The sequence below is a fragment of the Pseudomonas sp. IT-P218 genome (genome assembly GCF_949767605.1).
GTDB classification, from domain to species: Bacteria; Pseudomonadota; Gammaproteobacteria; order Pseudomonadales; family Pseudomonadaceae; genus Aquipseudomonas; species Aquipseudomonas putida_AE.
This window is the reverse complement of record NZ_CATKQQ010000011.1, coordinates 597356-620253: the sequence shown is the minus strand read 5'-3', so window position 1 is coordinate 620253 and position 22898 is coordinate 597356. Positions and strand designations below refer to the sequence as shown.

Annotated in this window: 20 protein-coding genes and 2 pseudogenes; 15 read left to right on the top strand and 7 right to left on the bottom strand. The window is 60.4% G+C overall.

What is annotated here, in order from left to right:
* Nucleotides 1-71: 71 nt before the first annotated feature.
* The 3 genes from ACM6I6_RS09570 to ACM6I6_RS09560 all read left to right on the top strand — a co-directional run bounded on the left by ACM6I6_RS09570 (nucleotide 72) and on the right by ACM6I6_RS09560 (nucleotide 3436).
* Nucleotides 72-1103: a LacI family DNA-binding transcriptional regulator gene (locus ACM6I6_RS09570; RefSeq protein ID WP_046816578.1), complete on the top strand. Its 1032-nt coding sequence runs from the start codon at nucleotides 72-74 to the stop codon at nucleotides 1101-1103.
* A 132-nt stretch (nucleotides 1104-1235) separates the two neighbouring features.
* On the top strand, nucleotides 1236-1874 hold the full coding sequence (locus ACM6I6_RS09565) for a glutathione S-transferase family protein (protein ID WP_414919805.1): 639 nt from the start codon (nucleotides 1236-1238) through the stop codon (nucleotides 1872-1874).
* A gap of 140 nt (nucleotides 1875-2014) precedes the next feature.
* On the top strand, nucleotides 2015-3436 hold the full coding sequence (locus tag ACM6I6_RS09560) for an MFS transporter (protein WP_414919804.1): 1422 nt from the start codon (nucleotides 2015-2017) through the stop codon (nucleotides 3434-3436).
* Between the two features lie 49 nt (nucleotides 3437-3485).
* Here the strand turns inward: ACM6I6_RS09560 and ACM6I6_RS09555 are convergent.
* The 3 genes and pseudogenes from ACM6I6_RS09555 to ACM6I6_RS09545 all read right to left on the bottom strand — a co-directional run.
* A pseudogene (locus ACM6I6_RS09555) lies at nucleotides 3486-3902 on the bottom strand (methyl-accepting chemotaxis protein); the annotation flags it as partial.
* A 129-nt stretch (nucleotides 3903-4031) separates the two neighbouring features.
* A pseudogene (locus ACM6I6_RS09550) lies at nucleotides 4032-4700 on the bottom strand (PAS domain-containing protein); the annotation flags it as partial.
* Between the two features lie 528 nt (nucleotides 4701-5228).
* Nucleotides 5229-5888, bottom strand: a complete 660-nt coding sequence (locus ACM6I6_RS09545; protein ID WP_323627427.1) for a peptidase inhibitor family I36 protein — start codon at nucleotides 5886-5888, stop codon at nucleotides 5229-5231.
* A gap of 226 nt (nucleotides 5889-6114) precedes the next feature.
* Here ACM6I6_RS09545 and ACM6I6_RS09540 point away from each other — a divergent pair, with 226 nt between their 5' ends.
* The 8 genes from ACM6I6_RS09540 (at nucleotide 6115) to ACM6I6_RS09505 (ending at nucleotide 15879) form a co-directional block, all read left to right on the top strand.
* Nucleotides 6115-8565, top strand: a complete 2451-nt coding sequence (locus ACM6I6_RS09540) for a penicillin acylase family protein (RefSeq protein ID WP_414919803.1) — start codon at nucleotides 6115-6117, stop codon at nucleotides 8563-8565.
* Between the two features lie 193 nt (nucleotides 8566-8758).
* The gene (locus ACM6I6_RS09535; protein WP_274073336.1) at nucleotides 8759-9784 is read left to right on the top strand and encodes a ligase-associated DNA damage response exonuclease; all 1026 of its coding nucleotides are present in this window, start codon (nucleotides 8759-8761) and stop codon (nucleotides 9782-9784) included.
* Nucleotides 9781-11466: an ATP-dependent DNA ligase gene (locus ACM6I6_RS09530; protein ID WP_414919802.1), complete on the top strand. Its 1686-nt coding sequence runs from the start codon at nucleotides 9781-9783 to the stop codon at nucleotides 11464-11466. The genes ACM6I6_RS09535 and ACM6I6_RS09530 overlap by 4 nt, the downstream gene beginning before the upstream one ends.
* A gap of 217 nt (nucleotides 11467-11683) precedes the next feature.
* Entirely contained in the window at nucleotides 11684-12466 is a 783-nt protein-coding gene (locus ACM6I6_RS09525; RefSeq protein ID WP_274073334.1) for a transporter substrate-binding domain-containing protein, read from the top strand.
* Nucleotides 12467-12522: 56 nt separating this feature from the next.
* Nucleotides 12523-13251 (top strand): ABC transporter permease, encoded by a 729-nt coding sequence (locus tag ACM6I6_RS09520; protein WP_274073333.1) that lies wholly within the window; start codon nucleotides 12523-12525, stop codon nucleotides 13249-13251.
* Nucleotides 13248-13958, top strand: coding sequence for an ABC transporter permease (locus tag ACM6I6_RS09515; RefSeq protein ID WP_274073332.1), 711 nt, complete (start codon nucleotides 13248-13250; stop codon nucleotides 13956-13958). Before ACM6I6_RS09520 ends, ACM6I6_RS09515 begins: the two co-directional genes overlap by 4 nt.
* Nucleotides 13959-13982: 24 nt before the next feature.
* Nucleotides 13983-15101, top strand: a complete 1119-nt coding sequence (locus ACM6I6_RS09510) for a succinylglutamate desuccinylase/aspartoacylase family protein (RefSeq protein WP_274073331.1) — start codon at nucleotides 13983-13985, stop codon at nucleotides 15099-15101.
* 13 nt (nucleotides 15102-15114) lie between these two features.
* A complete protein-coding gene (locus ACM6I6_RS09505) occupies nucleotides 15115-15879 on the top strand; it encodes an ABC transporter ATP-binding protein (RefSeq protein ID WP_020797089.1) in 765 nt (254 codons plus the stop codon).
* Between the two features lie 46 nt (nucleotides 15880-15925).
* Here the strand turns inward: ACM6I6_RS09505 and ACM6I6_RS09500 are convergent, their stop codons facing one another.
* A complete protein-coding gene (locus ACM6I6_RS09500) occupies nucleotides 15926-16306 on the bottom strand; it encodes a hypothetical protein (protein WP_274073330.1) in 381 nt (126 codons plus the stop codon).
* 188 nt (nucleotides 16307-16494) lie between these two features.
* Here ACM6I6_RS09500 and ACM6I6_RS09495 point away from each other — a divergent pair, with 188 nt between their 5' ends.
* Nucleotides 16495-18981: a ligase-associated DNA damage response DEXH box helicase gene (locus ACM6I6_RS09495; RefSeq protein WP_414919801.1), complete on the top strand. Its 2487-nt coding sequence runs from the start codon at nucleotides 16495-16497 to the stop codon at nucleotides 18979-18981.
* Nucleotides 18981-19646 carry a ligase-associated DNA damage response endonuclease PdeM gene (pdeM, locus tag ACM6I6_RS09490; RefSeq protein WP_414919800.1) on the top strand — a complete coding sequence of 222 codons (666 nt, stop codon included), beginning with the start codon at nucleotides 18981-18983 and terminating at the stop codon, nucleotides 19644-19646. The genes ACM6I6_RS09495 and pdeM overlap by 1 nt, the downstream gene beginning before the upstream one ends.
* A 111-nt stretch (nucleotides 19647-19757) precedes the next feature.
* Here the strand turns inward: pdeM and ACM6I6_RS09485 are convergent, their stop codons facing one another.
* Together ACM6I6_RS09485 and dcd are read right to left on the bottom strand one after the other, a co-directional pair.
* On the bottom strand, nucleotides 19758-19967 hold the full coding sequence (locus tag ACM6I6_RS09485; protein ID WP_017336784.1) for a hypothetical protein: 210 nt from the start codon (nucleotides 19965-19967) through the stop codon (nucleotides 19758-19760).
* A gap of 107 nt (nucleotides 19968-20074) precedes the next feature.
* On the bottom strand, nucleotides 20075-20641 hold the full coding sequence (gene dcd, locus ACM6I6_RS09480) for a dCTP deaminase (protein ID WP_046816561.1): 567 nt from the start codon (nucleotides 20639-20641) through the stop codon (nucleotides 20075-20077).
* Between the two features lie 353 nt (nucleotides 20642-20994).
* Here dcd and ACM6I6_RS09475 point away from each other — a divergent pair, with 353 nt between their 5' ends.
* On the top strand, nucleotides 20995-21204 hold the full coding sequence (locus ACM6I6_RS09475) for a cold-shock protein (protein ID WP_002554837.1): 210 nt from the start codon (nucleotides 20995-20997) through the stop codon (nucleotides 21202-21204).
* A 139-nt stretch (nucleotides 21205-21343) separates the two neighbouring features.
* On the opposite strand, the gene ACM6I6_RS09470 is transcribed toward ACM6I6_RS09475, so the two are convergent.
* Nucleotides 21344-22351: a DUF481 domain-containing protein gene (locus ACM6I6_RS09470; RefSeq protein ID WP_274073327.1), complete on the bottom strand. Its 1008-nt coding sequence runs from the start codon at nucleotides 22349-22351 to the stop codon at nucleotides 21344-21346.
* Between the two features lie 137 nt (nucleotides 22352-22488).
* On the opposite strand from ACM6I6_RS09470, the gene ACM6I6_RS09465 reads away from it, so the two are divergent.
* Nucleotides 22489-22869: an MGMT family protein gene (locus ACM6I6_RS09465; protein WP_408601062.1), complete on the top strand. Its 381-nt coding sequence runs from the start codon at nucleotides 22489-22491 to the stop codon at nucleotides 22867-22869.
* Nucleotides 22870-22898: the final 29 nt, after the last annotated feature.

Here is a 22898-nt window from a genome sequence, read left to right as displayed (position 1 = left end):
CGCTCACGCATTTGCAGCTGCTTCGAGACAGCGCTACCTTAGTGCCTTGAATTTTGTTTGGCAAGCCGTCGATGACTCCAACTAAAAACGATAAAAATACCCGCACCACTGGCCGCCCTACCCTCAACGAAGTGGCACGCCTGGCCGGTGTCAGTCCGATTACCGCCTCCCGGGCCCTGCGCGGGGTCAGCACGGTGGCCACGGAACTCGTGGAAAAAGTCCAGAAAGCCGCGCTGGAACTCAACTACGTGGTCAACCCCGCGGCCCGTGCCCTGGCCTCGGCGCAGAGCCATTCGGTGGTGGTGTTGGTGCCGTCCTTGTCCAACCTGCTGTTCATCGACACCCTGGAAGCCATTCATCAGGTGTTGCGCCCCAAGGGCTTCGAAGTGCTGATCGGCAACTTCCATTACTCGCGCGACGAAGAAGAAAACCTGCTGCGCAACTACATGGCCTATCAGCCACGGGGCTTGCTGCTGACCGGATTCGACCGCACCGAAAGTTCGCGGCGGATGATCGAAGCCAGCAACATCCCCTGCGTGTACATGATGGAACTGGACAGCGCGGCCGGTCTCAATTGCGTTGGCTTTTCGCAACTGGCGGCGGGTGAAACGGCGGCCGAGCATCTGCTCTCACGCGGGCGCAAGCGCCTGGCGTACATCGGCGCGCAACTGGATCAACGCACGCTGCTGCGCGGTGAAGGTTTCCGCAAAGCCCTGAAAAAGGCCGGCCTCTACGACCCGGACCTGGAAGTGCTGACCCCGCGCTCTTCGTCCGTCGGCCTGGGTGGCGAACTGTTCCTGCAACTGCTGGCCAGTCATCCGGACGTCGATGCGATCTTCTTCGGCAACGACGACCTGGCCCAGGGCGCCTTGCTTGAAGCCATGCGCTGCGGGATCAAGATCCCCGAACAGGTGGCGATCCTGGGTTTCAACGATTTGCCGATGTCAGAACACATGGTCCCGCGCCTGAGCAGCATCAACACCCCTCGCGAAGCCATCGGCCGTCGCGCGGCGGAGCAGATGCTGACGCTGATGGCCGGTAATACCGTGGCCAGACCGGTGCAGGACATGGGGTTTGAGTTGAAGGTGCGCGAAAGTACCTGATGCTATAACTCGCTTCCAAGGAGCTGCCGCAGGCTGCGATCTTTTGATCTTCGCTCTTGAAATCAAGATCAAAAGATCGCAGCCTGCGGCAGCTCCTACAATTGGATATACGCCTCTCGCTGGAGTAGTTCGATGGAACACACACTGAAGATTCTGGGAAAAGCCTCGTCGATCAACGTCCGAAAGGTCCTGTGGACCTGTGAGGAACTGGGCCTTTCCTACGAACGCGAGGATTGGGGCAGCGGTTTTGCCTCGACTCACAGCCCCGAGTTTCTGCGGTACAACCCCAACGCACAGGTGCCGGTGATCATCGATGAGGCGGGTGTGCTGTGGGAATCCAACACCATCTGCCGCTACCTGAGCGCCAGGCACCAGCACCACCACACGGAGCTGCTGCCCAGCGAACCGGCCGCGCGCGCCCGGGTGGAGCAGTGGATGGACTGGCAGGCCACCGATCTCAATTCGTCCTGGAGCTATGCGTTCATGGCGCTGGTGCGCAAGGATCCGGAGTACCAGGAAGCCCATCGCATCGAAGTCGGCGTGCGTGGCTGGAACCAGAAAATGGCCATCCTCGAACACCAGCTCGCGACCACCAAAGCCTATGTCGCCGGGGCAAAATTCACCGTGGCCGACATTGTCATCGGCCTCTCGGTCAACCGCTGGCTGATGACGCCCATGGAGCGTCCCGATTATTCGGCCGTCGACGAGTATTTCAAACGTCTGGCGCAACATCCGGGCTTCCTTAAACACTGCTGTAACGGCCTGCCTTGAGCGGTCGAGCGCTATAAATCAGCAAAATGTAACCATTCATTGCAATAACTTGGCGAATCTCGGTGTTCAGGCACCGGGATTCACAATCATTGATATCCGATAGCAGGCTAAGCTTCTCCACCATAAAATTGGACCAGCCCATGACTGCTCACGCCCCTGCTGCCCAGGCAGATGACATCGACCCACTGCGCGCCGCGCAGATTTCCGCCCGCATCGATCGCCTGCCCGCCGTCTCCACTCTCTGGCGCCTGGTGGCGTTGCTATCAATCGGTGGGTTCTTCGAGCTCTATGACCTGTTCCAGACCGCCTACATCAGCCCCGGCCTGATCAGCGACGGCATCTTCGCCACCGGCAACCAGGGTGTGTTCGGTTTCTCCGATCAAGCCGCCTTCGCTTCGGCGACGTTTCTTGGCCTGTTCCTCGGCGCCAGCCTGTTGAGCCCTTTGGCCGACCGCTTCGGCCGGCGCGCGATCTTCACCTTCGCGTTGATCTGGTACACGGTCGCCACCGTATTGATGGGTGTGCAGAGTTCGGCGTTGGGCATCATCTGCATGCGCTTCCTGGTGGGCATCGGCCTGGGCATCGAACTGGTGACCATTGATGCCTTCCTCTCGGAACTGGTGCCCAAGCGCATGCGCAGCTCGGCATTCGCCTTCGCGTTTTTCGTGCAATTCCTGTCGGTACCGGCAGTGGCGCTGATGTCATGGTGGCTGGTACCCCAGGCGCCGTTCGGTGTGTCGGGCTGGCGTTGGGTGGTTTTGGCCAGCGCGGTGTTTGCGTTGTTCATCTGGTGGTTGCGCTCACGCTTGCCGGAATCGCCGCGCTGGCTGGCGCAGCATGGGCGGTTCGAGGAGGCCGACCAGATTCTCGCCCGCATCGAGACACGCTGCGTGAAGGATCAGGGCAAACCGCTGGACGAGCCGGAACTGGCAGCGGTGGACATCCAGGGCAAGGGGCGTTTCGCCGATATCTGGCAGCCACCGTATCGCCGCCGGGCCTTGATGCTGATCGTGTTTCACGTGTTCCAGGCCATCGGTTTCTTCGGTTTCGGCAACTGGTTGCCAGCGTTGCTCAATGGCCAGGGTGTAAGCATCACGCATAGCTTGATGTATGCGTTCATCATCACCCTTGCCTATCCGCTGGGGCCGTTACTCTTCGTGAAATTTGCCAACCGTTTCGAGAACAAGTGGCAGATCGTCGGCTCGGCACTGGGTGCCATGACCTTCGGCACATTGTTCGCCCTGCAAACCAGCGCGTTCGGCCTGATTTTCTGCGGGGTGATGATCACCTTCTGCAACGCCTGGTTGAGCTTCAGCTATCACTCGTACCAAAGCGAATTATTCCCTACCAACATCCGCGCCCGGGCGGTAGGGTTCTGCTACTCGTTCAGCCGTTTGTCGACTGTCTTCAGCAGTTTGTTGATCGGTATTTTCCTCGAACACTTCGGCACCCCGGGCGTACTGGCGTTCATCGTCAGCAGCATGTTGATCGTCATGTTGACCATCGGCATGTTTGGCCCGCGCACCCGCAACCTGGCACTGGAAAACATTGCCCATCGCTGAAGACCTTGCGGTAACTGCAGAAGCCGGCTTGCAGGCTCCTGCAATTCGGTCAGTTCAACTGCAACGTCGAGTTGAACTGGCTGATGGCGTCCACCACATGTCGCGAGCCCTGCTGGATCTCCAGGATCACCTCCCCCGCCTCGTTCGCCAGCTCCACACCCAGCCCGGTTCGACTCAGGCTCGACTGCATGCTCGACACCGCACTCAATGACAGGTCGTGGTTCTTGCGCACCACATCGACAATCTCCAGGGTGGCCTGGCTGGTGCGTGCGGCCAGGCTGCGCACTTCATCGGCCACCACGGCAAATCCGCGCCCGTGCTCGCCGGCGCGGGCCGCTTCGATGGCGGCGTTGAGCGCCAGCAGGTTGGTCTGATCGGCAATCCCGCGGATGGTCTGGACGATGGTGCCGATGATCTCGGACTGCTTGTTCACCGCATCGATGCTCAGCGCCGCCTGGTTCAAGTCCTTGGAGATGTCCTGGATGATCTGCACCGTCTGCTGCACGACCTCGGAGCCCTTGCGCGCGCAGGCGTCGTTTTGCACCGAGGTGCTGTGGGCCGAATCCGCGGCGGATTGCAGGGTGGTCATCTGTTGGGTGATGTCGCTGGCGAACTTGACCACCTTGTACAGGCGGCCCTTGGCGTCGAACAACGGGTTGTAGGAGGCCTCCAGGAATATCGTCTGGCCCTGCTTGTTCTTGCGTTCGAAACGATGGGAATGATATTCGCCGCGGTTCAGCGAGGCCCAGAAGTTCTTGTAGCCCTGGGATTCCGCTTCGGCGCGATGGCAGAACATGCTGTGATGCTGACCGACGACTTCATTGAGCGAGTATTGCGTGGTTTTCAGGAAGTTGTCGTTCGCCGTGATCACACGGCCTTCGGGGGTGAACTCGATCACCGCCATGGAGCGGCCAATGGCGGCGAGCCTGCTCTGGTTTTCGTGGTCCTGGTTGACCCGGGCGGAAATGTCGGTAGCCACCTTGATCACGCTGCGCACCTGCCGGTCGGGACCCAGCACCGGCATGTAGCTGGCTTCGAGCCAGATCTCCTTGCCGCTCTTGTTCAAGCGCAGGAAAGTGCCGCTGATCGGTTCCCCCCGGGCGAGATCACGCCACAACCTGGCGTACTCCTCGCTGCGATAAAACGCCTCTTCACAGAATATCCGGTGATGTTTGCCGCGCACTTCTTCGGCGCTGTATCCCATGGCCTTGCAAAAATTCTCGTTGGCCTCGAGGACGATGCCATCGGGGGTGAATTCAATCATCGCCATTGACCGACTGACCGCAGCCAGCTTGGCGTTGGCTTCGGTCAGCGCGCAGCTGAAACGTTCGATTTCCAGCAGGTCAGCCTTGTGATGCAGGTTAAACATGGTCGTATCACCTTTGCGCGTTTATGAAAGTTGCCGGTCTTTCAAATCCACCACTACGTTCAACAGAACAGGCACACGCGTTCCTCCAAGGAGGAGGAACCCATCAGGTGATTGGTGATGTTCGATCGGAGGGGGTCCTTATAACGACACTCTCATCAAGACATCCTTCTCTTGATAGCCCGGGGTCGGGCCAGCCCTAACGTGCTCATAAGCGAACTCCATTTCCGGATAACGTCCTGCAAGTGTGTTGGTGCCTTGGGTTGCGCACTCTGACAGTCTGGTTCGAGGGACCACATCCACCGATAACGGTCGACATGGTTAGTTACGCGTCAGCATAGACATCGGCCTTGGGCTTGCAAGGCCACTAGTCGGCCAGTATTGAGGACAAAATCGGTTCAGCGAGTGAACGTTTTGTCCGGCCGCCTATTGCGCAAACAACATGGACATGGGGGCGAATGCGATGCTCACGATCCGAGCGTTATGCCCGGTCAGTCGGCGCTGGGCAGTGATCTCCGTCCAAGTGTCGATGATGCGGATATCTTCGGGAATACTGAACGGACAGCAGCCCTTGCCAAGGATCACCTCCCTGATATTGCTCATCACCATGTTGCCCCTGGCGCCAGGCCCATCCACGCCGAAGATCTTCACTGAATGGGCCTTGTTGTTGTGCTGCCAGGAGGCGACCTGGGCACTCATACCGTAGTCGGACAGATTGACCGGCCGGCTTTTCGAAGTGCTGAGCAACGACAATTTCCTGCCTGCGAAATCCGCAGCGCTCCACAGACACACGTAACCGTAATCACAGGCGCGATCTGACTGACCTTCGTCGCCGGGTACCGGAAAGGTCAGCACAACGGCACCGTTGTCGTAAATCACTTGAGTCGAACTGACTTGATGCCCTCCGGACTGACTAAGGAGTTGTCGGTCGATTTGCTGTTGCACCTCGGCTTTTTGCCCAACCGTCATGTGCGGCTCAAACAAGGCATAGGGGCTGCGCTCGACCGTCGCCTGCTTCGCCGAAAAGAACAGTGCGCCGACACCGAGGCAGAGTGCCACGAAGCTAACCAGCCATTTGCTGTTCATGCACAAACTCCGTCGCCTGGAACGCTGAACACCTTCAGCGTGAGCAGGAAACCAGAGTCCCTTCGGCACAATTGATTGTCTACTGTCAGAAATAACAGGCTCGACGGATGGCACCATCAGGCGGGTTGTTGAAATAACCCCGCGCCCCGCTTGCGCGGGCCCCTCCTGCTCACTAACGTAGCGCCTTTATTGCGCGCCGCCGCCTCTACCCCGCAGGAGCTTTGCCATGGCCTCGCCAGCCCTTTCACATTTTCTACCCCGGTTCGGCGTTGCCGCAGCAGTGGCGGGTATTTTAAGCCTGACCGGTTGTCAGAGCTTCAATGCCCAGGACACCCTCCCGCCCACCTCTGGCGTACAGCCGCTCAAAGGGCTGGCGCAGAACGTTTCGGTGCGGCGCAATGCCATGGGCATGCCGTTGATCGAAAGCAACAGTTTTCACGATGCGCTGTTCGCCCTCGGCTATGTGCACGCCAGTGACCGCATTACCCAGATGGTCACCCTGCGCTTGCTCGCCCAGGGTCGATTGGCCGAGATGCAGGGCTCGGACGTGCTGGACGCCGACCGCTATATGCGCGCGGTCAACCTGAAGAAAAACGCCGGCGAGTTGTACAAGGCCTCTTCTGCGCGCCTCAAGCGCTTCTTCGAAGTCTATGCCCGCGGGGTCAACGCCTATCTGTTCCGCTACCGCGACAAGCTGCCAGCCGACCTCGTCGCCACCGGGTACAAGCCCGAGTACTGGCAGCCGGAAGATTCGGCGCTGATTTTCTGCCTGTTCAACTTCAGCCAGTCCGCCAACCTGCCCGAGGAGATTGCCTCGCTGGTGCTGGCCCAGACCGTCACCACCGACAAACTGCCGTGGCTGACCCCTTCGGCCCCGGATGAAAAACTGCCCCTGGGCGAAAGTGAAAAGCTTCAGGGCATCAAGCTCAACGGCCAAGTACCGGGGCTGGCTGACATCAGCAAGGCCACCGACCAGCTGTCCGGGCTGAATCTGCTGGGCGCCACTTCATCGAACAACTGGGCCATTGCCCCGCAACGCAGCCGCAGCGGTAAAAGCCTGCTGGCCAGCGACAGCCATGGCCCGATGGGGGTGCCGTCGCTGTTCAGCTACGTGCAGATCCGCGCACCGAAGTATCAGGCTTCCGGGGCGACCATCGCCGGGTTGCCGATGATATTGGACGGGTTCAACGGCAAAGTGGCCTGGAGCATGACGACCGTCATGGGCGATAACCAGGACCTGTTCCTGGAAAAAATCAAACGCCAGGGCAACGGGCTGTCCTACGAAACCGCTGGCAAGTGGCAGCCGGCGATCGTGCGCAACGAAACCTACTTCGTCAAAGGCCAGCGGCCGATTCGCGAAGCCGTGTTCGAAACCCGCCACGGTCCCCTGCTCAACAGTGCCCAGGGCCTGGCCCAGGGCAGCGGTTTCGGCCTGGCCTTGCAAACGCCAAGCTTTACCGACGACAAGAGCCTGGACGCCTTCTTTGACTTGTCCCGTGCGCAGAACGTCGAGAAAGCCTCGGACGCCAGCCGCGAAATTCGCGCCATTGCCCTGAACCTGGTGTTTGCCGATGCCAGCAACATTGGCTGGCAGGTCACCGGTCGCTATCCGAACCGCCGCGAAGGCGAAGGCCTGCTGCCCTCGCCGGGTTGGGAGGGGCGTTACGATTGGGACGGTTACGCCGACCCGATGCTGCACCCCTACGACCAGGACCCGGCCCAGGGCTGGCTCGGCACCGCCAACCAGCGGGTCATTCCCCATGGCTATGGCATGCAGCTGTCCAATTCCTGGTCGGCACCGGAACGTGGCGAACGCCTGGCCGAGCTGGCCGGCGTGGGCAAACATGACACCCGCAGCCTGATCGCCATGCAGTACGACCAGACCACCACCTTCGCCGCCAAGCTGAAGAAAATGTTCGAGGCACCGGGTATGTCCCAGCCGCTCAAGCAGGCCATCGAGGCTTTGCCAGTGGCCGATCGTGGCAAGGCTCGCGAGGCCTTGACCCGCCTGATGGCGTTTGACGGCAAACTCAGCCCGACTTCTGCCGAAGCGGCGATCTACCAGCTGTTCCTGCAGGAAAGCACCCGGCAGATTTTCCTCGATGAATTGGGACCGCAAGGCAGCCCGGCTTGGCAAGCCTTCATCGCCAATGGCTCGCTGTCCTACGCGGCGCAGGCCGATCACTTGCTGGGGCGTGAAGACAGTCCGTTCTGGGACGATGTGCACACCGCACAGAAAGAAGACAAACCGGCGATCCTCGCCCGCAGCCTCGCAGCAGCGATCAGCGCAGGTGACAGTCAGTTGGGCGGCGATCACAAAGCCTGGCAGTGGGGCAAACTTCACCGCTATGAGTGGAAGAACGCCAGTGGCCAGACTGTGCGCGGGCCTCAGCCGGCTGGCGGCGACCAGACGACCCTCAACACGGCCGCGTTCGCCGTGGGCCAGGACTTCAACACCACGCGGGCACCGGCCATGCGTCTGATCGTCGACTTCGGCCAGCCCGAACCGTTGATGGGCCAGATCGCCACCGGCCAGTCCGGCAACCCGGCCAGCCCGAACTACCTCAACGGCATCGAGCCGTGGCTGAAGGGGCAGTACCAGAGCTTGCCGATGCAGCCGGTGAATTTTGACCGGGTGTATGGGACCAAGCGGTTGACCCTGACGCCTGGCAAATAACGCCTAGCCAAAATGTGGGAGCGGGCTTGCTCGAGAAGGCGGAGTACCAGTCAACATACAGGTTGAATGTGAGGCCGCTTTCGCGAGCAAGCTCGCTCCTACAGGGGTAGGTGGTTTACCCGGGAAATCCCGATAGAACTTCTCCCTGCGCGCCAGCCTCCTAGCTAACAAGCCCCTCCACCTGGATAACAACGTGGACCTTGTCATCGCGCGACCCGAAGGCTTGTACTGCCCTGCTGGCGATTTCTACATCGACCCGTGGCGGCCGGTCGAGCGTTCGGTCATCACCCACGCCCATGGCGACCACGCCCGTACTGGCAACCAGCATTACCTGGCGGCGGCACCCGGCGAGGGGATTCTGCGTGCGCGACTGGGCCAGGACATCGACCTGCAAACCCTGGCGTATGGCGAGCGGCTGCTGCATCACGGCGTCACCCTGAGTTTCCACCCCGCCGGCCACGTACTCGGCTCGGCCCAGGTGCGCCTGGAATATGGCGGAGAAGTCTGGGTGGCGTCAGGCGACTACAAGATCGAACCCGATGGCACCTGCGCCGCCTTCGAGCCAGTGCGCTGCCACACCTTTATCACCGAGTCGACCTTCGGCCTGCCGATCTATCGCTGGCAGCCCCAGGCGCAGGTGTTTGCCGAGATCAACCAGTGGTGGCAAGCCAACGCCGCGCAAGACAAAACCAGCGTGCTGTTCTGTTATTCCTTCGGCAAGGCCCAGCGCATCCTCCACGGCATCGATGCCAGCCTGGGGCCCATCCTGGCCCATGGCGCGGTCGAGCCGCTCAACCGTGTTTACCGCGAGAGTGGAATAAACCTGCCACCGACGCTCTATGCCGGCGACTTCCAGAAAAACGATCCAATCCTGCGTAAAGCGCTGGTCATCGCTCCACCCTCCGCCGGTGGCAGCACCTGGATGCGCCGCTTCGGTGACTTCAGCGACGGCTTCGCCAGCGGCTGGATGCGTTTGCGCGGGGCACGTCGGCGACGCGGTGTGGATCGCGGCTTCGTGCTGTCCGATCACGCTGACTGGCCCGGTTTGCTCTGGGCCATCGAACAGACGGGTGCGCAACGGGTGATGGTCACCCACGGTTCAGTCGCAGTACTGGTGCGCCACTTGCGTGAACAAGGCCTGGACGCCCAAGGCTTCAGTACCGAGTACGGCGACGAAGAGGAGGCATCGACAGCCGAAGCCATCGAGGCGTCTCCATGAAGGCGTTTGCCCAGTTGTACGCCGAGCTCGACGCCACGACGTCGAGCAACGCCAAGCTGGCGGCGATGCAGGATTACCTTGCCCAGGCTGCACCGGAAGATGCCGCGTGGGCGGTGTACTTTTTGTCCGGAGGTCGCCCCAGGCAGTTGGTGCCGGTGCGCGTGCTGCGGGAGTTGGCCGTCGCGTATTCCGGGCTTTCACCCTGGCTGTTCGAAGAGAGTTACCAGGCGGTCGGCGACATGGCGGAAACCATTTCCCTGGTGCTGCCGGAGATGCCCTACCGCTCCAACGACGGCCTCGCGGTGTGGATCGAAGAAAAACTGCTGCCATTGCGCGGCGAATCCCCGCAAGTGCTCGCCGAACGCCTGCCGGTGCTCTGGTCGCAACTGGACCGTCCCAGCCTGATGCTGTGCATCAAATTGATCACCGGCAGCTTTCGCGTCGGCGTCTCCAAGTTGCTGGTGACCCGGGCCCTGGCCGCCATGGCGCAGCTGGACAGCAAGCGCGTGGCCCAGCGCATGGTGGGCTACACCGACCTGTCCAACCGGCCGAGTGCCGCCAGCTACCTGAAGTTGATCGCCGCGCAATCGCCCGACGAGCATGCGCAACGCGGCGGTCAGCCGTATCCGTTTTTCCTCGCCCATGCCCTGGCGCAACCGGTCGAACAATTCGAAGCGCTGCTCGGTGCCGCCAGCCATTGGCAGGTGGAATGGAAGTGGGACGGCATCCGGGCGCAGATCGTCAAGCGCGATGGGCGCCTGTGGATCTGGTCGCGGGGCGAAGAGCTGGTCACCGATCGCTTTCCGGAATTCGACAGCCTGATCCACTGCCTGCCCGACGGCACCGTGATCGACGGGGAAATCGTTGCCTGGAAAACCACTCGATCGGCGACCGAAGATGCCTTCGATCCGCCACCGGACGCCCCCGCCGTGCAACCTTTCGCCCTGTTGCAGCAGCGGATCGGCCGTAAGAACCTCACCCGCAAGATTCTCAATGACGTGCCGGTAGTCATCCTCGCCTACGACTTGCTGGAATGGGAAGGCGCGGACTGGCGCAACCAACCGCAAAGCCGACGGCGCAGTCAGCTGGAGCAGGTGATCGCCCAGGCCAACAATCCACTGCTGCTCGCCTCGCCGCTGTTGACCGGAGAAGACTGGTTCGACCTCGCCCGGCAGCGGGAAGCATCGCGCAAGCTCGGGGTCGAAGGCATGATGCTCAAGGCTCGGGACGCGCTCTACGGCGTCGGTCGCACCAAGGACATGGGGGTCTGGTGGAAATGGAAAGTCGACCCCTTCAGTGTCGACGCAGTGCTGATTTATGCGCAGCGCGGTCATGGCCGCCGGGCCAGTCTCTACAGCGATTACACCTTCGCCGTCTGGGACGCGCCACCGGACGCCAGCGAGCGCGCGCTGGTGCCGTTCGCCAAAGCCTATTCGGGGTTGACCGATGAGCAGATGCGCCAGGTCGACAGCATCGTGCGCAGAACCACGGTGGAAAAATTCGGCCCGGTGATCAGCGTCAAGCCGAGCCTGGTGTTTGAACTGGGTTTCGAGGGTATTGCCTTGTCCAAACGCCACAAAAGCGGGATTGCCGTGCGGTTTCCACGGATGCTGCGCTGGCGCCAGGACAAGTCGGTCGAAGAAGCTGATCACCTGGGTACATTGCAGGATTTGCTCGGCTGAACCCAATCTTTGCGAGCACCGCGCAGAACCAAAAAAGTGCGGGCTTTTCATCACGCCCAATTTCGTGCACTAATCGCCTCCTGCAATTTCCCGAAAACCTTTTAAACGCTTGTTCGGCACTATGGTTCGGAAATTGCTACTTTCATCAGGGCTTACGCTTACCAGTAACAATAATTCTGCGCCACAAGCGCTCATATTGGTTCTTAGGGATTGAATAATGAAAAAAGCATTGCTGACCCTTTCTGCACTGGCGTTGTGCGTGGCAGCCGGTTCCGCGCTGGCAAAGGAATACAAGGAATTGCGTTTTGGTGTTGACCCTTCCTATGCACCGTTCGAGTCGAAAGCGGCCGACGGCAACCTGGTAGGTTTCGACATCGACCTGGGGAACGCGATCTGCGCCGAGCTGAAGGTCAAGTGCAAATGGGTCGAAAGCGATTTCGACGGCATGATTCCTGGCCTCAAGGCCAATAAATTCGACGGCGTGATCTCTTCGATGACCGTCACCCCAGCCCGCGAAAAAGTCATCGACTTCTCCAACGAGCTGTTCTCCGGTCCGACCGCCTACGTGTTCAAGAAAGGTTCTGGCCTGACCGAAGACGTCGCTTCGCTGAAAGGCAAGACCGTCGGCTACGAACAAGGCACCATCCAGGAAGCCTACGCCAAGGCCGTGCTGGACAAGGCAGGGGTGAAAACCCAGGCTTATCAGAACCAGGACCAGGTGTATTCCGACCTGACTTCCGGTCGTCTCGATGCCGCGATCCAGGACATGCTGCAAGCTGAACTCGGCTTCCTGAAGTCGCCAAAAGGCGAAGGCTACGAAATCAGCAAGCCAGTCGACAGCGAACTGCTGCCAGCCAAGACTGCAATCGGTATTAAGAAAGGTAACACCGAGCTGAAAGCCCTTTTGGATAAAGGTATCAAAGCGTTACACGATGATGGCACCTACGCCACCATTCAAAAGAAACACTTTGGCGACCTGAACCTGTACAGCGGCAAGTAATGCCCGGCGCCCATCTCGCGATGGGCGCTTTTTTCATCCGATCAGGTTGCTGATTTATGTTCGAAAACCTCTTACAAAACCTGGGGCTCTCCGCCTTCAGCCTCAAGGGCTTTGGCCCGCTGCTGATGGAAGGCACCTGGATGACCATCAAGTTATCGGCGATGTCGCTGCTGGTGGCCGTATTGCTCGGCCTGCTCGGCGCCAGTGCCAAGCTGTCAAAAGTCAAATTGCTGCGCCTGCTTGCCCAGTGCTACACGACGCTGATCCGCGGGGTACCGGACCTGGTGCTGATGCTGCTGATCTTCTACAGCCTGCAAACCTGGCTGACGTCGCTCACCGACTACATGGAATGGGAATACATCGAGATCAACCCGTTCAGCGCAGGCGTTTTGACCCTGGGCTTCATTTACGGCGCGTACTTCACCGAAACCTTCCGCGGTGCCATCCTCGCCGTGCCTCGCGGCCAGGTCGAAGCGGCCACTGCCTACGGGCTCAAGCGCGGCCAACGTTTTCGCATCGTGGTGTTCCCGCAAATGATGCGCTATGCCCTGCCGGGTATCGGCAACAACTGGATGGTGATGCTCAAGGCCACTGCACTGGTGTCGATCATCGGCCTCGCCGACCTGGTCAAGGCTGCCCAGGATGCGGGTAAAAGCAGCTATCAACTGTTCTACTTCCTGGTACTCGCCGCCCTGATCTACCTGATGATCACCAGCGCCTCCAACTTCATTCTGCGCTGGCTCGAACGTCGCTACGCCGCCGGTACCCGGGAGGCCGTACGATGATCGAACTCCTGCAGGAATACTGGAAAGCCTTCCTCTACACCGACGGCCAGAACATCACTGGCCTGGCCATGACCCTGTGGTTACTCAGTGCGTCGATCTTCATCGGCTTCATCGTCTCGATTCCGCTGTCGATCGCCCGGGTCTCACCGCACGCCTACATCCGCTGGCCGGTGCAGTTCTACACCTACCTGTTCCGCGGCACGCCTTTGTATATCCAGTTGCTGATCTGCTACACCGGGATCTACAGCCTGGCCGCCGTGCGCGCGCAACCGGTGCTCGACAGTTTCTTCCGCGATGCGATGAACTGCACCATCCTGGCGTTTGCCCTGAACACCTGCGCCTACACCACGGAGATTTTCGCCGGGGCGATCCGCAGCATGGCCCATGGTGAAGTCGAAGCGGCCAAGGCCTACGGCCTGACAGGCTGGAAGCTGTATGCCTACGTGATCATGCCTTCGGCGCTGCGTCGCTCGTTGCCGTACTACAGCAACGAAGTGATCCTGATGCTGCACTCGACCACCGTGGCGTTCACCGCGACCATCCCGGACATCCTGAAAGTCGCGCGGGACGCCAACTCGGCGACCTTCCTGACCTTCCAGTCGTTTGGCATCGCCGCGCTGATCTACCTGACCGTCACCTTTGCGCTGGTCGGCCTGTTCCGCCTCGCCGAACGCCGCTGGCTGGCCTTCCTCGGGCCGACCCACTAGGACCCGCTTCGGGATACAAGAAAAATGCGCCACCAGATACACGACCTGCTGGCCCCCTTGCCGGGGACCGCACGACAGATCCACAGTTTTCACTTCGGCCCACAACCGGCCAAGGGCAAGATCTACATCCAGTCGTCCCTGCATGCCGATGAAATGCCCGGCATGCTGGTGGCCTGGCACCTCAAGCAACGCCTGGCGGAGCTGGAAGCCGCCGGCCGGCTGCGCAGCGAAATCGTCCTGGTACCCGTGGCCAACCCGGCCGGCCTGGAACAGGTGCTGATGGATGTACCGCTGGGCCGCTATGAGCTCGAAAGCGGGCAGAACTTCAACCGCTGGTTCGTTGATTTGAGCGAAGAGGTCGGCAACGCCATCGAGGGCCAACTCGGCGACGATCCGCAGCGCAACCTCGAACTGATCCGCGACAGCCTGCGCCATGCCTTGGCGCGCCAAACCGCCAGCACCCAATTGCAATCCCAGCGCCTGACCCTGCAACGGCTGGCCTGCGACGCCGACATGGTGTTGGACCTGCATTGCGATTTCGAGGCTGTCGCCCACCTGTACACCACGCCCGAGGCCTGGCCGCAGGTCGAGCCGCTGGCCCGCTACATTGGTGCGCAGGCCAGTCTTCTGGCGACCGATTCCGGCGGCCAGTCGTTCGATGAATGCTTCACCCTGCTTTGGTGGCAGCTGAAAGAGCGCTTCGGCGAACACTTCGACATTCCCCATGGCAGTTTTTCGGTCACCGTCGAACTGCGCGGCCAGGGCGACGTCAGTCACCCAATGGCCAGCCTCGACAGCCAGGCGCTGATCGATTACCTGATTCAATTTGGCGCGATTGCCGGAGAACCGGCGCCATTGCCCGACCTGCCCTACCCGGCAACTCCCCTGGCCGGGGTAGAACCTGTGGCGACCCCGGTCGGCGGCTTGCTGGTGTTCAGTGCCCTGCCGGGGCAATACCTCGAAGCCGGGCAACTGATCGCCGAAATCATTGACCCGATCAGCGACCGCGTCACGCCTGTCCATTGCACCGCCGCCGGCTTGATGTACGCCCGTTCGCTGCGCCGCATGGCCACGGCCGGCATGGTGATCGCCCACGTCGCGGGCGCCGAAGCCTATCGCAGCGGCTACCTACTTTCGCCTTGAGGATGCATGCTCCATGTACAAACTGACCATTGAAGGCCTGCATAAAAGCTATGGCGATCATGAGGTGCTCAAGGGCGTTTCGCTCAAGGCCAACACGGGTGACGTCATCAGCCTGATCGGTGCCAGCGGCTCCGGGAAAAGTACCTTCCTGCGCTGCATCAACTTCCTCGAACAACCCAACGACGGCGCCATGAGCCTCGACGGCCAGGCTATCCGCATGATCAAGGATCGCCACGGCATGCACGTGGCCGATGCCGATGAACTGCAACGGATCCGTACCCGCCTGGCCATGGTGTTCCAGCATTTCAACCTGTGGAGCCACATGACGGTGCTGGAAAACATCACCATGGCCCCGCGCCGGGTGCTGGGCTGCAGCAAGCAGGAAGCCGAAGACCGTGCCCGGCGTTACCTCGACAAGGTCGGGCTGGCGGCGCGCGTAGCGGATCAGTACCCGGCGTTCCTCTCCGGCGGCCAGCAACAACGGGTGGCGATTGCCCGCGCGTTGGCGATGGAGCCGGAAGTGATGCTGTTCGATGAACCGACCTCGGCGCTGGACCCGGAACTGGTGGGCGAAGTGCTCAAGGTGATCCAGGGCCTGGCCGAAGAAGGCCGGACCATGATCATGGTCACCCACGAAATGAGCTTCGCGCGCAAAGTGTCGAGCCAGGTGCTGTTCCTGCACCAGGGCCTGGTGGAGGAAGAAGGCGCGCCGGAGGACGTGCTGGGCAACCCGAAGAGCGAACGCCTTAAACAGTTCCTCAGCGGCAACCTGAAGTAACGGTCGCCGATGAAAGGGGAGCACGGGCTTCCCTTTCATTTGAAGTTCAGCCACTGGCGTGCTCGAGCCTGAAGCTGCCGTTCTCCACCTCGATACCTTCGGCGTCCAGGCCACGGAAACTTCCGGCAAACTGTGCGTCGCCCCCTACCATCAAATCAAGCGACCCTCGATACAACTCCGTTTCCGAGTCGCCCGTCACATGAATGATCATGGGCGAGCGCTCACACAGCCCCAGAGGAAATCCGCCACTCTCGATACCCTGCGGCAGATAGATGTAAAACGTTTTGTCCTTACCATTGCTCGCCCCAAGGCAGTGCAGGCCTGGCAACTCGTAGTATTCGAGCATTGGCGCTGCTCGAAACGCGAGATGCCTCCCACCCTCCGTGATCATATCGGCGTGCAAATGCCCCGTACGAACTGACTTCATCTGAATGTTCCTTTTCATGTTCATGGACAACAGCGCAGCGATAAAACCACGGCCAATCGGCCAATAGGTTTCAACCAAACACACAGTTATTTCCGAATATGAGAAATTCTGAATCGCGTTCAGTCATTAAACCTTTCGCGCTGCGCCGTGGTCACTGAAGGAACACTCTCAGAGCGCACACCGCCGGCATGGGAACCACCACCGACTTCGCAAAACGCTGGTTTGCCGCGCGCGACTGGAAGCCGTTCGACTTTCAGAAACAGGTATGGGCCGCAGTAAAACAAGGACAGTCCGGTTTGTTGCACGCCAGCACCGGCGCCGGCAAAACCTACGCGGTCTGGTTTGGCGCGCTCAATCGCTTCGCCCACTCTTCGCCTGCGCTTGAAACACCTCGCAAACGCAAACCTGTGGCCGCTCCCCTGACCGTATTGTGGATAACCCCCATGCGCGCCTTGGCCGCCGACACGGCCCGCGCACTGGAGGCACCCCTGCAGGATTCGCAGATTCCCTGGAGTGTCGGCCTGCGCACGGGCGATACCAGCAGCAGCGAACGGGCGCGCCAGAGCCGACGCCTGCCAACCGCGCTGATTACCACCCCGGAAAGCCTGACCTTGATGCTCGCCCGAGCCGACGCCCAAACAGCGCTCTCGACCTTGCGCATGGTGGTGGTCGACGAATGGCACGAATTGCTTGGCAACAAACGCGGCGTGCAACTGCAACTGGCCCTCGCCCGGCTGCGCCGCTGGCATCCGCAATTGATCGTGTGGGGCGTATCCGCGACCTTGGGTAATCAGTCCCACGCCGAACAGGTATTGATCCCACAGGGCGGCGGCATCAGCGTTCAAGGCCGCACGCCCAAGAAACTGCAGGTGGACACGCTGCTGCCGCCCGGGATCGAACGCTTTCCATGGGCCGGACATATCGGCCTGAAAATGTTGCCGCAGGTCGCCGCGCAACTGGATGCCAGCGCCAGCAGCCTGGTCTTCACCAATACGCGAGCGCAATCGGAAATCTGGTACCAGGCCTTGCTTGAAGCCCGGCCGGACTGGGCCGGGCTGATCGCACTGCATCACAGTTCGTTGTCCCGGGAAACCCGCGACTGGGTGGAACGCGCCCTCAAGGAAGGTCAACTCAAGGCGGTGGTCTGCACCTCCAGCCTGGATCTGGGAGTGGATTTCCTGCCGGTGGAACGGGTGCTGCAAATTGGCTCGGCCAAAGGCGTGGCGCGGCTGATGCAGCGTGCGGGGCGTTCCGGGCATGCGCCGGGGCGAATTTCACGGGTGACCCTGGTGCCGACCCACAGCCTGGAGCTGATCGAAGCCGCGGCGGCACAGGATGCAGTAGCGCAGCGCCGGATCGAACCGCGAAGCTCCCCCCATAAACCCCTGGATGTGCTGGTCCAGCACCTGGTCAGCATGGCCCTGGGCGGTGGGTTTGTGCCCGATGAGTTGTTTGATGAGGTCCGCACAGCCTGGGCTTATCGCGATCTCAGCGTGGCGGACTGGACCTGGGCCCTGGCTTTCGTACGCCATGGCGGGTTTTCCCTGACAGCCTACCCGGATTACCGCCGGGTTGAACCGGATGATCAGGGCATCTGGCGTGTACCCGATGCGCGACTGGCCCGGCGCCACCGCATGAGCATCGGCACCATCGTCAGCGATGCGAGCATTCAGTTGAAGTTCTGGAGCAAGGGCGGCGGTGGCAAGCAACTGGGCAGTGTCGAAGAAGGCTTCATCGCGCGGCTCAAGCCGGGTGACGGTTTTCTGTTTGCCGGTCGCCTGCTGGAGTTGGTGCGCGTGGAAAACATGACCGCCTATGTCAAGCGCAGTACCGTGAAAAAAGCCGCGGTACCGCGCTGGAATGGCGGGCGCATGCCCCTTTCCAATGAACTGGCGCAAGCGGTGGTGGAGCGGTTCAGTGCGGCGGCGCGCGGCGAGTTCAGCGGCCCGGAAATGCAGGCATTGCGTCCACTGCTGGAGGTGCAGCAACGCTGGTCTGGCTTGCCGACGTCGCAATCGTTGCTGGCCGAAGCGCTGAAGTCCCGTGAGGGCTGGCACCTTTTCCTGTATCCCTTCGCCGGCCGCCAAGTGCACCTGGGCCTGGCGAGTTTGCTGGCGTGGCGAGTCAGCCAGCAGCAGGCTCTGACGTTTTCCATCGCGGTCAATGACTATGGGCTGGAACTGCTCAGCGCCACCCCTGTGGATTGGGTACAAGCACTGAACCCGGGGTTGTTGAGCCCAGAGCATTTGCTGGCGGACGTAGTCGCCAGCCTGAATGCCGGAGAGCTGGCCTTGCGGCGCTTTCGAGAAATCGCCCGGATCGCCGGGCTGGTGTTCGCCGGTTACCCCGGCGCACCGAAAAGCACACGGCAAGTTCAAGCCTCGAGCGGGTTGTTCTTCGAAGTGTTCAAACAGTACGACGCAGGCAATCTGCTATTGGCCCAGGCCGGCGAAGAAGTCCTACGGGAGGAACTGGATATTCATCGCCTGGAACAGACGTTGACGCACATCAGTTCACTCAGTCTCGACCTGCATCACGTCAAACGTCCTACGCCACTTGGGTTTCCACTGCTGGTGGAACGCATGCGCGAGAGCATGAGTTCAGAAAAACTCGCCGACCGCATCCGGCGCATGGTCAGCGACCTCGAGAAAACCGCCAGTACAGGGAAAGCCTGATGAGTACGCCCTACCCTGTGCAACTGGCCGGCGAGGAGCTCTGGCTGCTGCCGGAAAAAGCCCTCTACTGGCCCGCGCAACAAGCCCTGTTGATCGCCGACGTGCATTTCGGCAAGGCCGCCGCTTACCGCAGCCTTGGCCAACCGGTGCCCCAAGGCACCACCCGCCGCAATATCGCCGTGCTCGATGGACTACTGGCCACCCTGCCCTGCCGCCAGCTGATTTTCCTCGGGGACTTTCTTCACGGTCCGGGCTCCCATGCGAGCGCCACGCTGAAAGCCTTGGCTGACTGGAGAGCACGCAACGCCGAGCTGGCCATCACGCTGATTCGCGGCAACCACGACAAGCGCGCCGGGGATCCGCCGGCCTCGTTGAACATTCGCGTGGTGCCTGAGCCGTTGTTGCTGGGGCCATTCGCCTTGCAGCACGAACCCGAGCCGCATCCGCATCGGCATGTGCTTGCCGGTCACGTGCATCCGGTCTATCGGCTCCACGGTCGGGGTCGGCAGACCCTGCGGCTGGCCTGTTTCAGGCTTGGCGAGGAAATCAGCCTGCTACCGGCCTTCGGCGCGTTCACCGGTGGCTATCAGGTTGAAAGGGGTGACGACTGCAGAATTTTTGTCATCGGCGACAACGAAGTATGGCCAGTGTCCTTGCCCTTGTAGGAGCGAGCTTGCTCGCGATGGACGTAAGGGCACCGCGTATTGTCAGGAAGCCCGCGTCATCGTTAACGACCTTCGCGAGCAAGCCCGCTCCCACAGGTACAGGAGAATATCTCAGGCGACCGGCGCAGGAGGCGGCTCGTCGGGCAGCGTCGGCTCACCGGGTTCGGTCGGTTGTTCGTTGGGGGTATCGGGATCAGGCTGGCCGGGGATGCCACCGGCCATGCTGATTGGCGGATGTGCCAACAAGGACCAGGCCAAAACGCCAACCTGATTGGGCTCAAGCCTTGCCAGTTCGGCACTGATACGGGGGTCGATCTTCATATAGCACTCCTGGGCGATGGCCCGACCCGCCTTGCGCAGATCGGAACAGTACACTCCATAGAGTGTACGCTCGCCCAGGAATTCCCACGGTTCGTCAGACGGCTGACTCAGGTGCGCGGCAGGGTGACGCCACGCTGGCCCTGGTACTTGCCGCCACGGTCCTTGTAAGACACTTCGCACTCTTCGTCCGACTCAAGGAACAGCATTTGCGCCACGCCTTCGTTGGCGTAGATTTTCGCCGGCAGGTTGGTGGTGTTGGAGAATTCCAGGGTCACGTGGCCTTCCCACTCAGGCTCGAGCGGCGTCACGTTGACGATGATGCCGCAGCGGGCGTAGGTGCTTTTACCCAGGCAGATGGTCAATACGTTACGCGGGATGCGGAAGTATTCGACGGTGCTGGCCAGGGCGAAGGAGTTCGGTGGAATGATGCACACGTCGCTGTGGATGTCGACGAAGCTGCCCGCATCGAAGTTTTTCGGGTCGACGATCGCCGAATTGATGTTGGTGAACACCTTGAAGTGGTTGGTGCAACGCACATCGTAGCCGTAGCTGGACACGCCGTAGGAGATCACACGGCTATCGTCGCTGCCACGCACCTGGCGCTCGACGAAAGGGTCGATCATGCCGTGTTCCTGCGCCATGCGGCGAATCCACTTGTCCGATTTGATGCTCATGGCGGGTGTCCTGAATAGCGAGGTGGAAAAAATCTGTCCGGCATCTTACCGGGCGCGCCGCCGGGTTCAAAGTGCGCGCTGCAATTCTCGCCGGACATCCAGGAATTACCTGCGTTGGCGACGAACCGACACACCGTCGATCCTTAAAACAGAGAAACCTTCGCAAGAAGCATTGGCACGTTCCGGAAAAAGGGTTAAGGTGGCGTCACTGTGCTGCTTGTGTCACTGAGAATCTCTACACGATATGTTGAATTTCGATCCAACCATCTACAAGAATTTTTCCTGCTCTTTGCACTCAGTCTCGGCCAGGGTTTTTCCTGAGTCGCAGTTATCTTTGTTCAAGGAGTTACACCATGTCTAATCGCCAAACCGGTACCGTTAAGTGGTTCAACGATGAAAAAGGCTTCGGCTTCATCACTCCACAATCCGGTGACGACCTGTTCGTTCACTTCAAAGCTATCCAATCCGACGGCTTCAAAAGCCTGAAAGAAGGCCAACAGGTTTCTTTCATCGCTACCCGCGGTCAGAAAGGCATGCAAGCTGAAGAAGTTCAAGTTATCTAACTTGTACTTGCTTTAGTAAAAAGCCCCGCCCTCAACAGCGGGGCTTTTTTGTGCCTGCAGGTTTTTCACAGGCAAAAAAAGATCGCAGCCTTCAGCAGCTCCTACATGGAGCTGCCGCAGACTGCGATCTTTTTGCGTCTTACCAGGTCACGCCAAACCCTGCCGTGTACCGGGTCTTGTCCAGGTCAGCATCATCAGTCCCGTCGATGATGTCTCGCTCGGCCTTGAGGTTCAGTGACGCCCAATCCGTCACCTTGTAACGCAGCCCCATCTCGGCATCCAGCGCATACTCGGCCACGCCCGACAGCGGCTTGCCCACCTCGCCATTGGTGAAGAACTCCACTTTCTTGCCAATCAGGTAGCGGTTGTAGTCCCACTTCATCGCGACAGAATAGAAGTTCTCCTTGCTGCCATCGCTGAACTGGTAATCCGTGCGATTGACCAGCGAGCCCAGGGAGAATGCGCCCAGCTCGTCATCCCAGAACTGATAACCAGGACCGGTACCGACGGTGCGCTGGCGGGAAAGGTCTTCGACCTTGTCACGCTTGTACACCAGGCGACCTTGCCAGAACCATTTGTCCGTCAGGAAACGGTCGAGGGAGTACTCTCCCCGCCAATTGTCCGTGGTGGTCACGTCATCCTGATACTCGCGGTTGTACTCGCCTTCTGCGATGTGCCGCCAGCGGCCATGACGCGCAGTGGTCTTGAAGTCGATGTCGTAATCATCGGTATCTTTCTCGGCACGCTGGTAATCGAGGGCCGCATCGATATTGCCTTTCCACACCAGATCCTCGACCACCGGCTTGGGCTTGAGGATTTGCTGGACACTCGCCAGCTCTACCGTCTTGGGCCCATCACCGTTTTCCAAGGTCACCTTGCCGTCATCCGCCGCGTGCAGCGACTTGGCCTTCTCGCCGGTGTAGGCGTCCTGCTTGACCAGCAGTTGCTGATCACTTTCCAGGGTCTTGACCTGCTTCCAGTCGATCGGCACCGCACCGGCATATTCGGTCTGGACCAGCAACTTGCCGCCATCGAACAGGATGATCTTGCCGCTCAGCTTGTCACCGTTCTTCAACCAGACGGTATCCGCGAGCAAGGGAGTGGAGGCAGTGACGACAGCGAGGCATAGCAAGGTTCTGGACAACATAAGCAAATAAAAGGCTCAGGTTCGCGAAAAAAAGTCGGCATTATCCGCAGGAATAAGACCCTAGCAAGGACTGACCCAACTATTTCTATTGAGTTCATTTCTCAATTGGCGATCCAGCATTTACCCTACAGACGGTACTGCGAACGACTTCAGGAACTGCGAACGTGATCGAGCCGACAGAACAACCCGACAGTCCCGCGCAAATCCGACGCACGGCGCTCTACCTGACGCTCGCGTCAGTACCCGAAGGCAAGGTCGTGAGTTATGGTCAACTCGCCGAACTGGCGGGACTGGGACGCGCCGCTCGCTGGGTCGGCAGGACACTGAGCCAACTGCCCGGCGACAGCAAATTACCCTGGCACCGCGTACTCGGTGCCGGCGGGCGCCTGAGCCTGCCCGCAGGCAGTCCCTCCGGGGACGAACAGCGCGCACGATTGCGCATGGAGGGCATCAGTATCCAGAACAATCGTGTTGATATTCAGCGTCATGGGTGGCGCCCGGTAGAGCACAGCGGTTAGAGTGCGCGCTTTGTTTCCGTATTTCTTGA

Bases quoted from the DNA above. Each gene is read 5' to 3' on its own strand.
- ACM6I6_RS09570 (WP_046816578.1), top strand. From the start codon at position 72: ATGACTCCAACTAAAAACGATAAAAATACCCGCACCACTGGCCGCCCT.
- ACM6I6_RS09565 (WP_414919805.1), top strand. From the start codon at position 1,236: ATGGAACACACACTGAAGATTCTGGGAAAAGCCTCGTCGATCAACGTC.
- ACM6I6_RS09560 (WP_414919804.1), top strand. From the start codon at position 2,015: ATGACTGCTCACGCCCCTGCTGCCCAGGCAGATGACATCGACCCACTG.
- ACM6I6_RS09545 (WP_323627427.1), bottom strand. From the start codon at position 5,888: ATGAACAGCAAATGGCTGGTTAGCTTCGTGGCACTCTGCCTCGGTGTC.
- ACM6I6_RS09540 (WP_414919803.1), top strand. From the start codon at position 6,115: ATGGCCTCGCCAGCCCTTTCACATTTTCTACCCCGGTTCGGCGTTGCC.
- ACM6I6_RS09530 (WP_414919802.1), top strand. From the start codon at position 9,781: ATGAAGGCGTTTGCCCAGTTGTACGCCGAGCTCGACGCCACGACGTCG.
- ACM6I6_RS09525 (WP_274073334.1), top strand. From the start codon at position 11,684: ATGAAAAAAGCATTGCTGACCCTTTCTGCACTGGCGTTGTGCGTGGCA.
- ACM6I6_RS09520 (WP_274073333.1), top strand. From the start codon at position 12,523: ATGTTCGAAAACCTCTTACAAAACCTGGGGCTCTCCGCCTTCAGCCTC.
- ACM6I6_RS09515 (WP_274073332.1), top strand. From the start codon at position 13,248: ATGATCGAACTCCTGCAGGAATACTGGAAAGCCTTCCTCTACACCGAC.
- ACM6I6_RS09510 (WP_274073331.1), top strand. From the start codon at position 13,983: ATGCGCCACCAGATACACGACCTGCTGGCCCCCTTGCCGGGGACCGCA.
- ACM6I6_RS09505 (WP_020797089.1), top strand. From the start codon at position 15,115: ATGTACAAACTGACCATTGAAGGCCTGCATAAAAGCTATGGCGATCAT.
- ACM6I6_RS09500 (WP_274073330.1), bottom strand. From the start codon at position 16,306: ATGAAGTCAGTTCGTACGGGGCATTTGCACGCCGATATGATCACGGAG.
- ACM6I6_RS09495 (WP_414919801.1), top strand. From the start codon at position 16,495: ATGGGAACCACCACCGACTTCGCAAAACGCTGGTTTGCCGCGCGCGAC.
- pdeM (WP_414919800.1), top strand. From the start codon at position 18,981: ATGAGTACGCCCTACCCTGTGCAACTGGCCGGCGAGGAGCTCTGGCTG.
- ACM6I6_RS09485 (WP_017336784.1), bottom strand. From the start codon at position 19,967: ATGAAGATCGACCCCCGTATCAGTGCCGAACTGGCAAGGCTTGAGCCC.
- dcd (WP_046816561.1), bottom strand. From the start codon at position 20,641: ATGAGCATCAAATCGGACAAGTGGATTCGCCGCATGGCGCAGGAACAC.
- ACM6I6_RS09475 (WP_002554837.1), top strand. From the start codon at position 20,995: ATGTCTAATCGCCAAACCGGTACCGTTAAGTGGTTCAACGATGAAAAA.
- ACM6I6_RS09470 (WP_274073327.1), bottom strand. From the start codon at position 22,351: ATGTTGTCCAGAACCTTGCTATGCCTCGCTGTCGTCACTGCCTCCACT.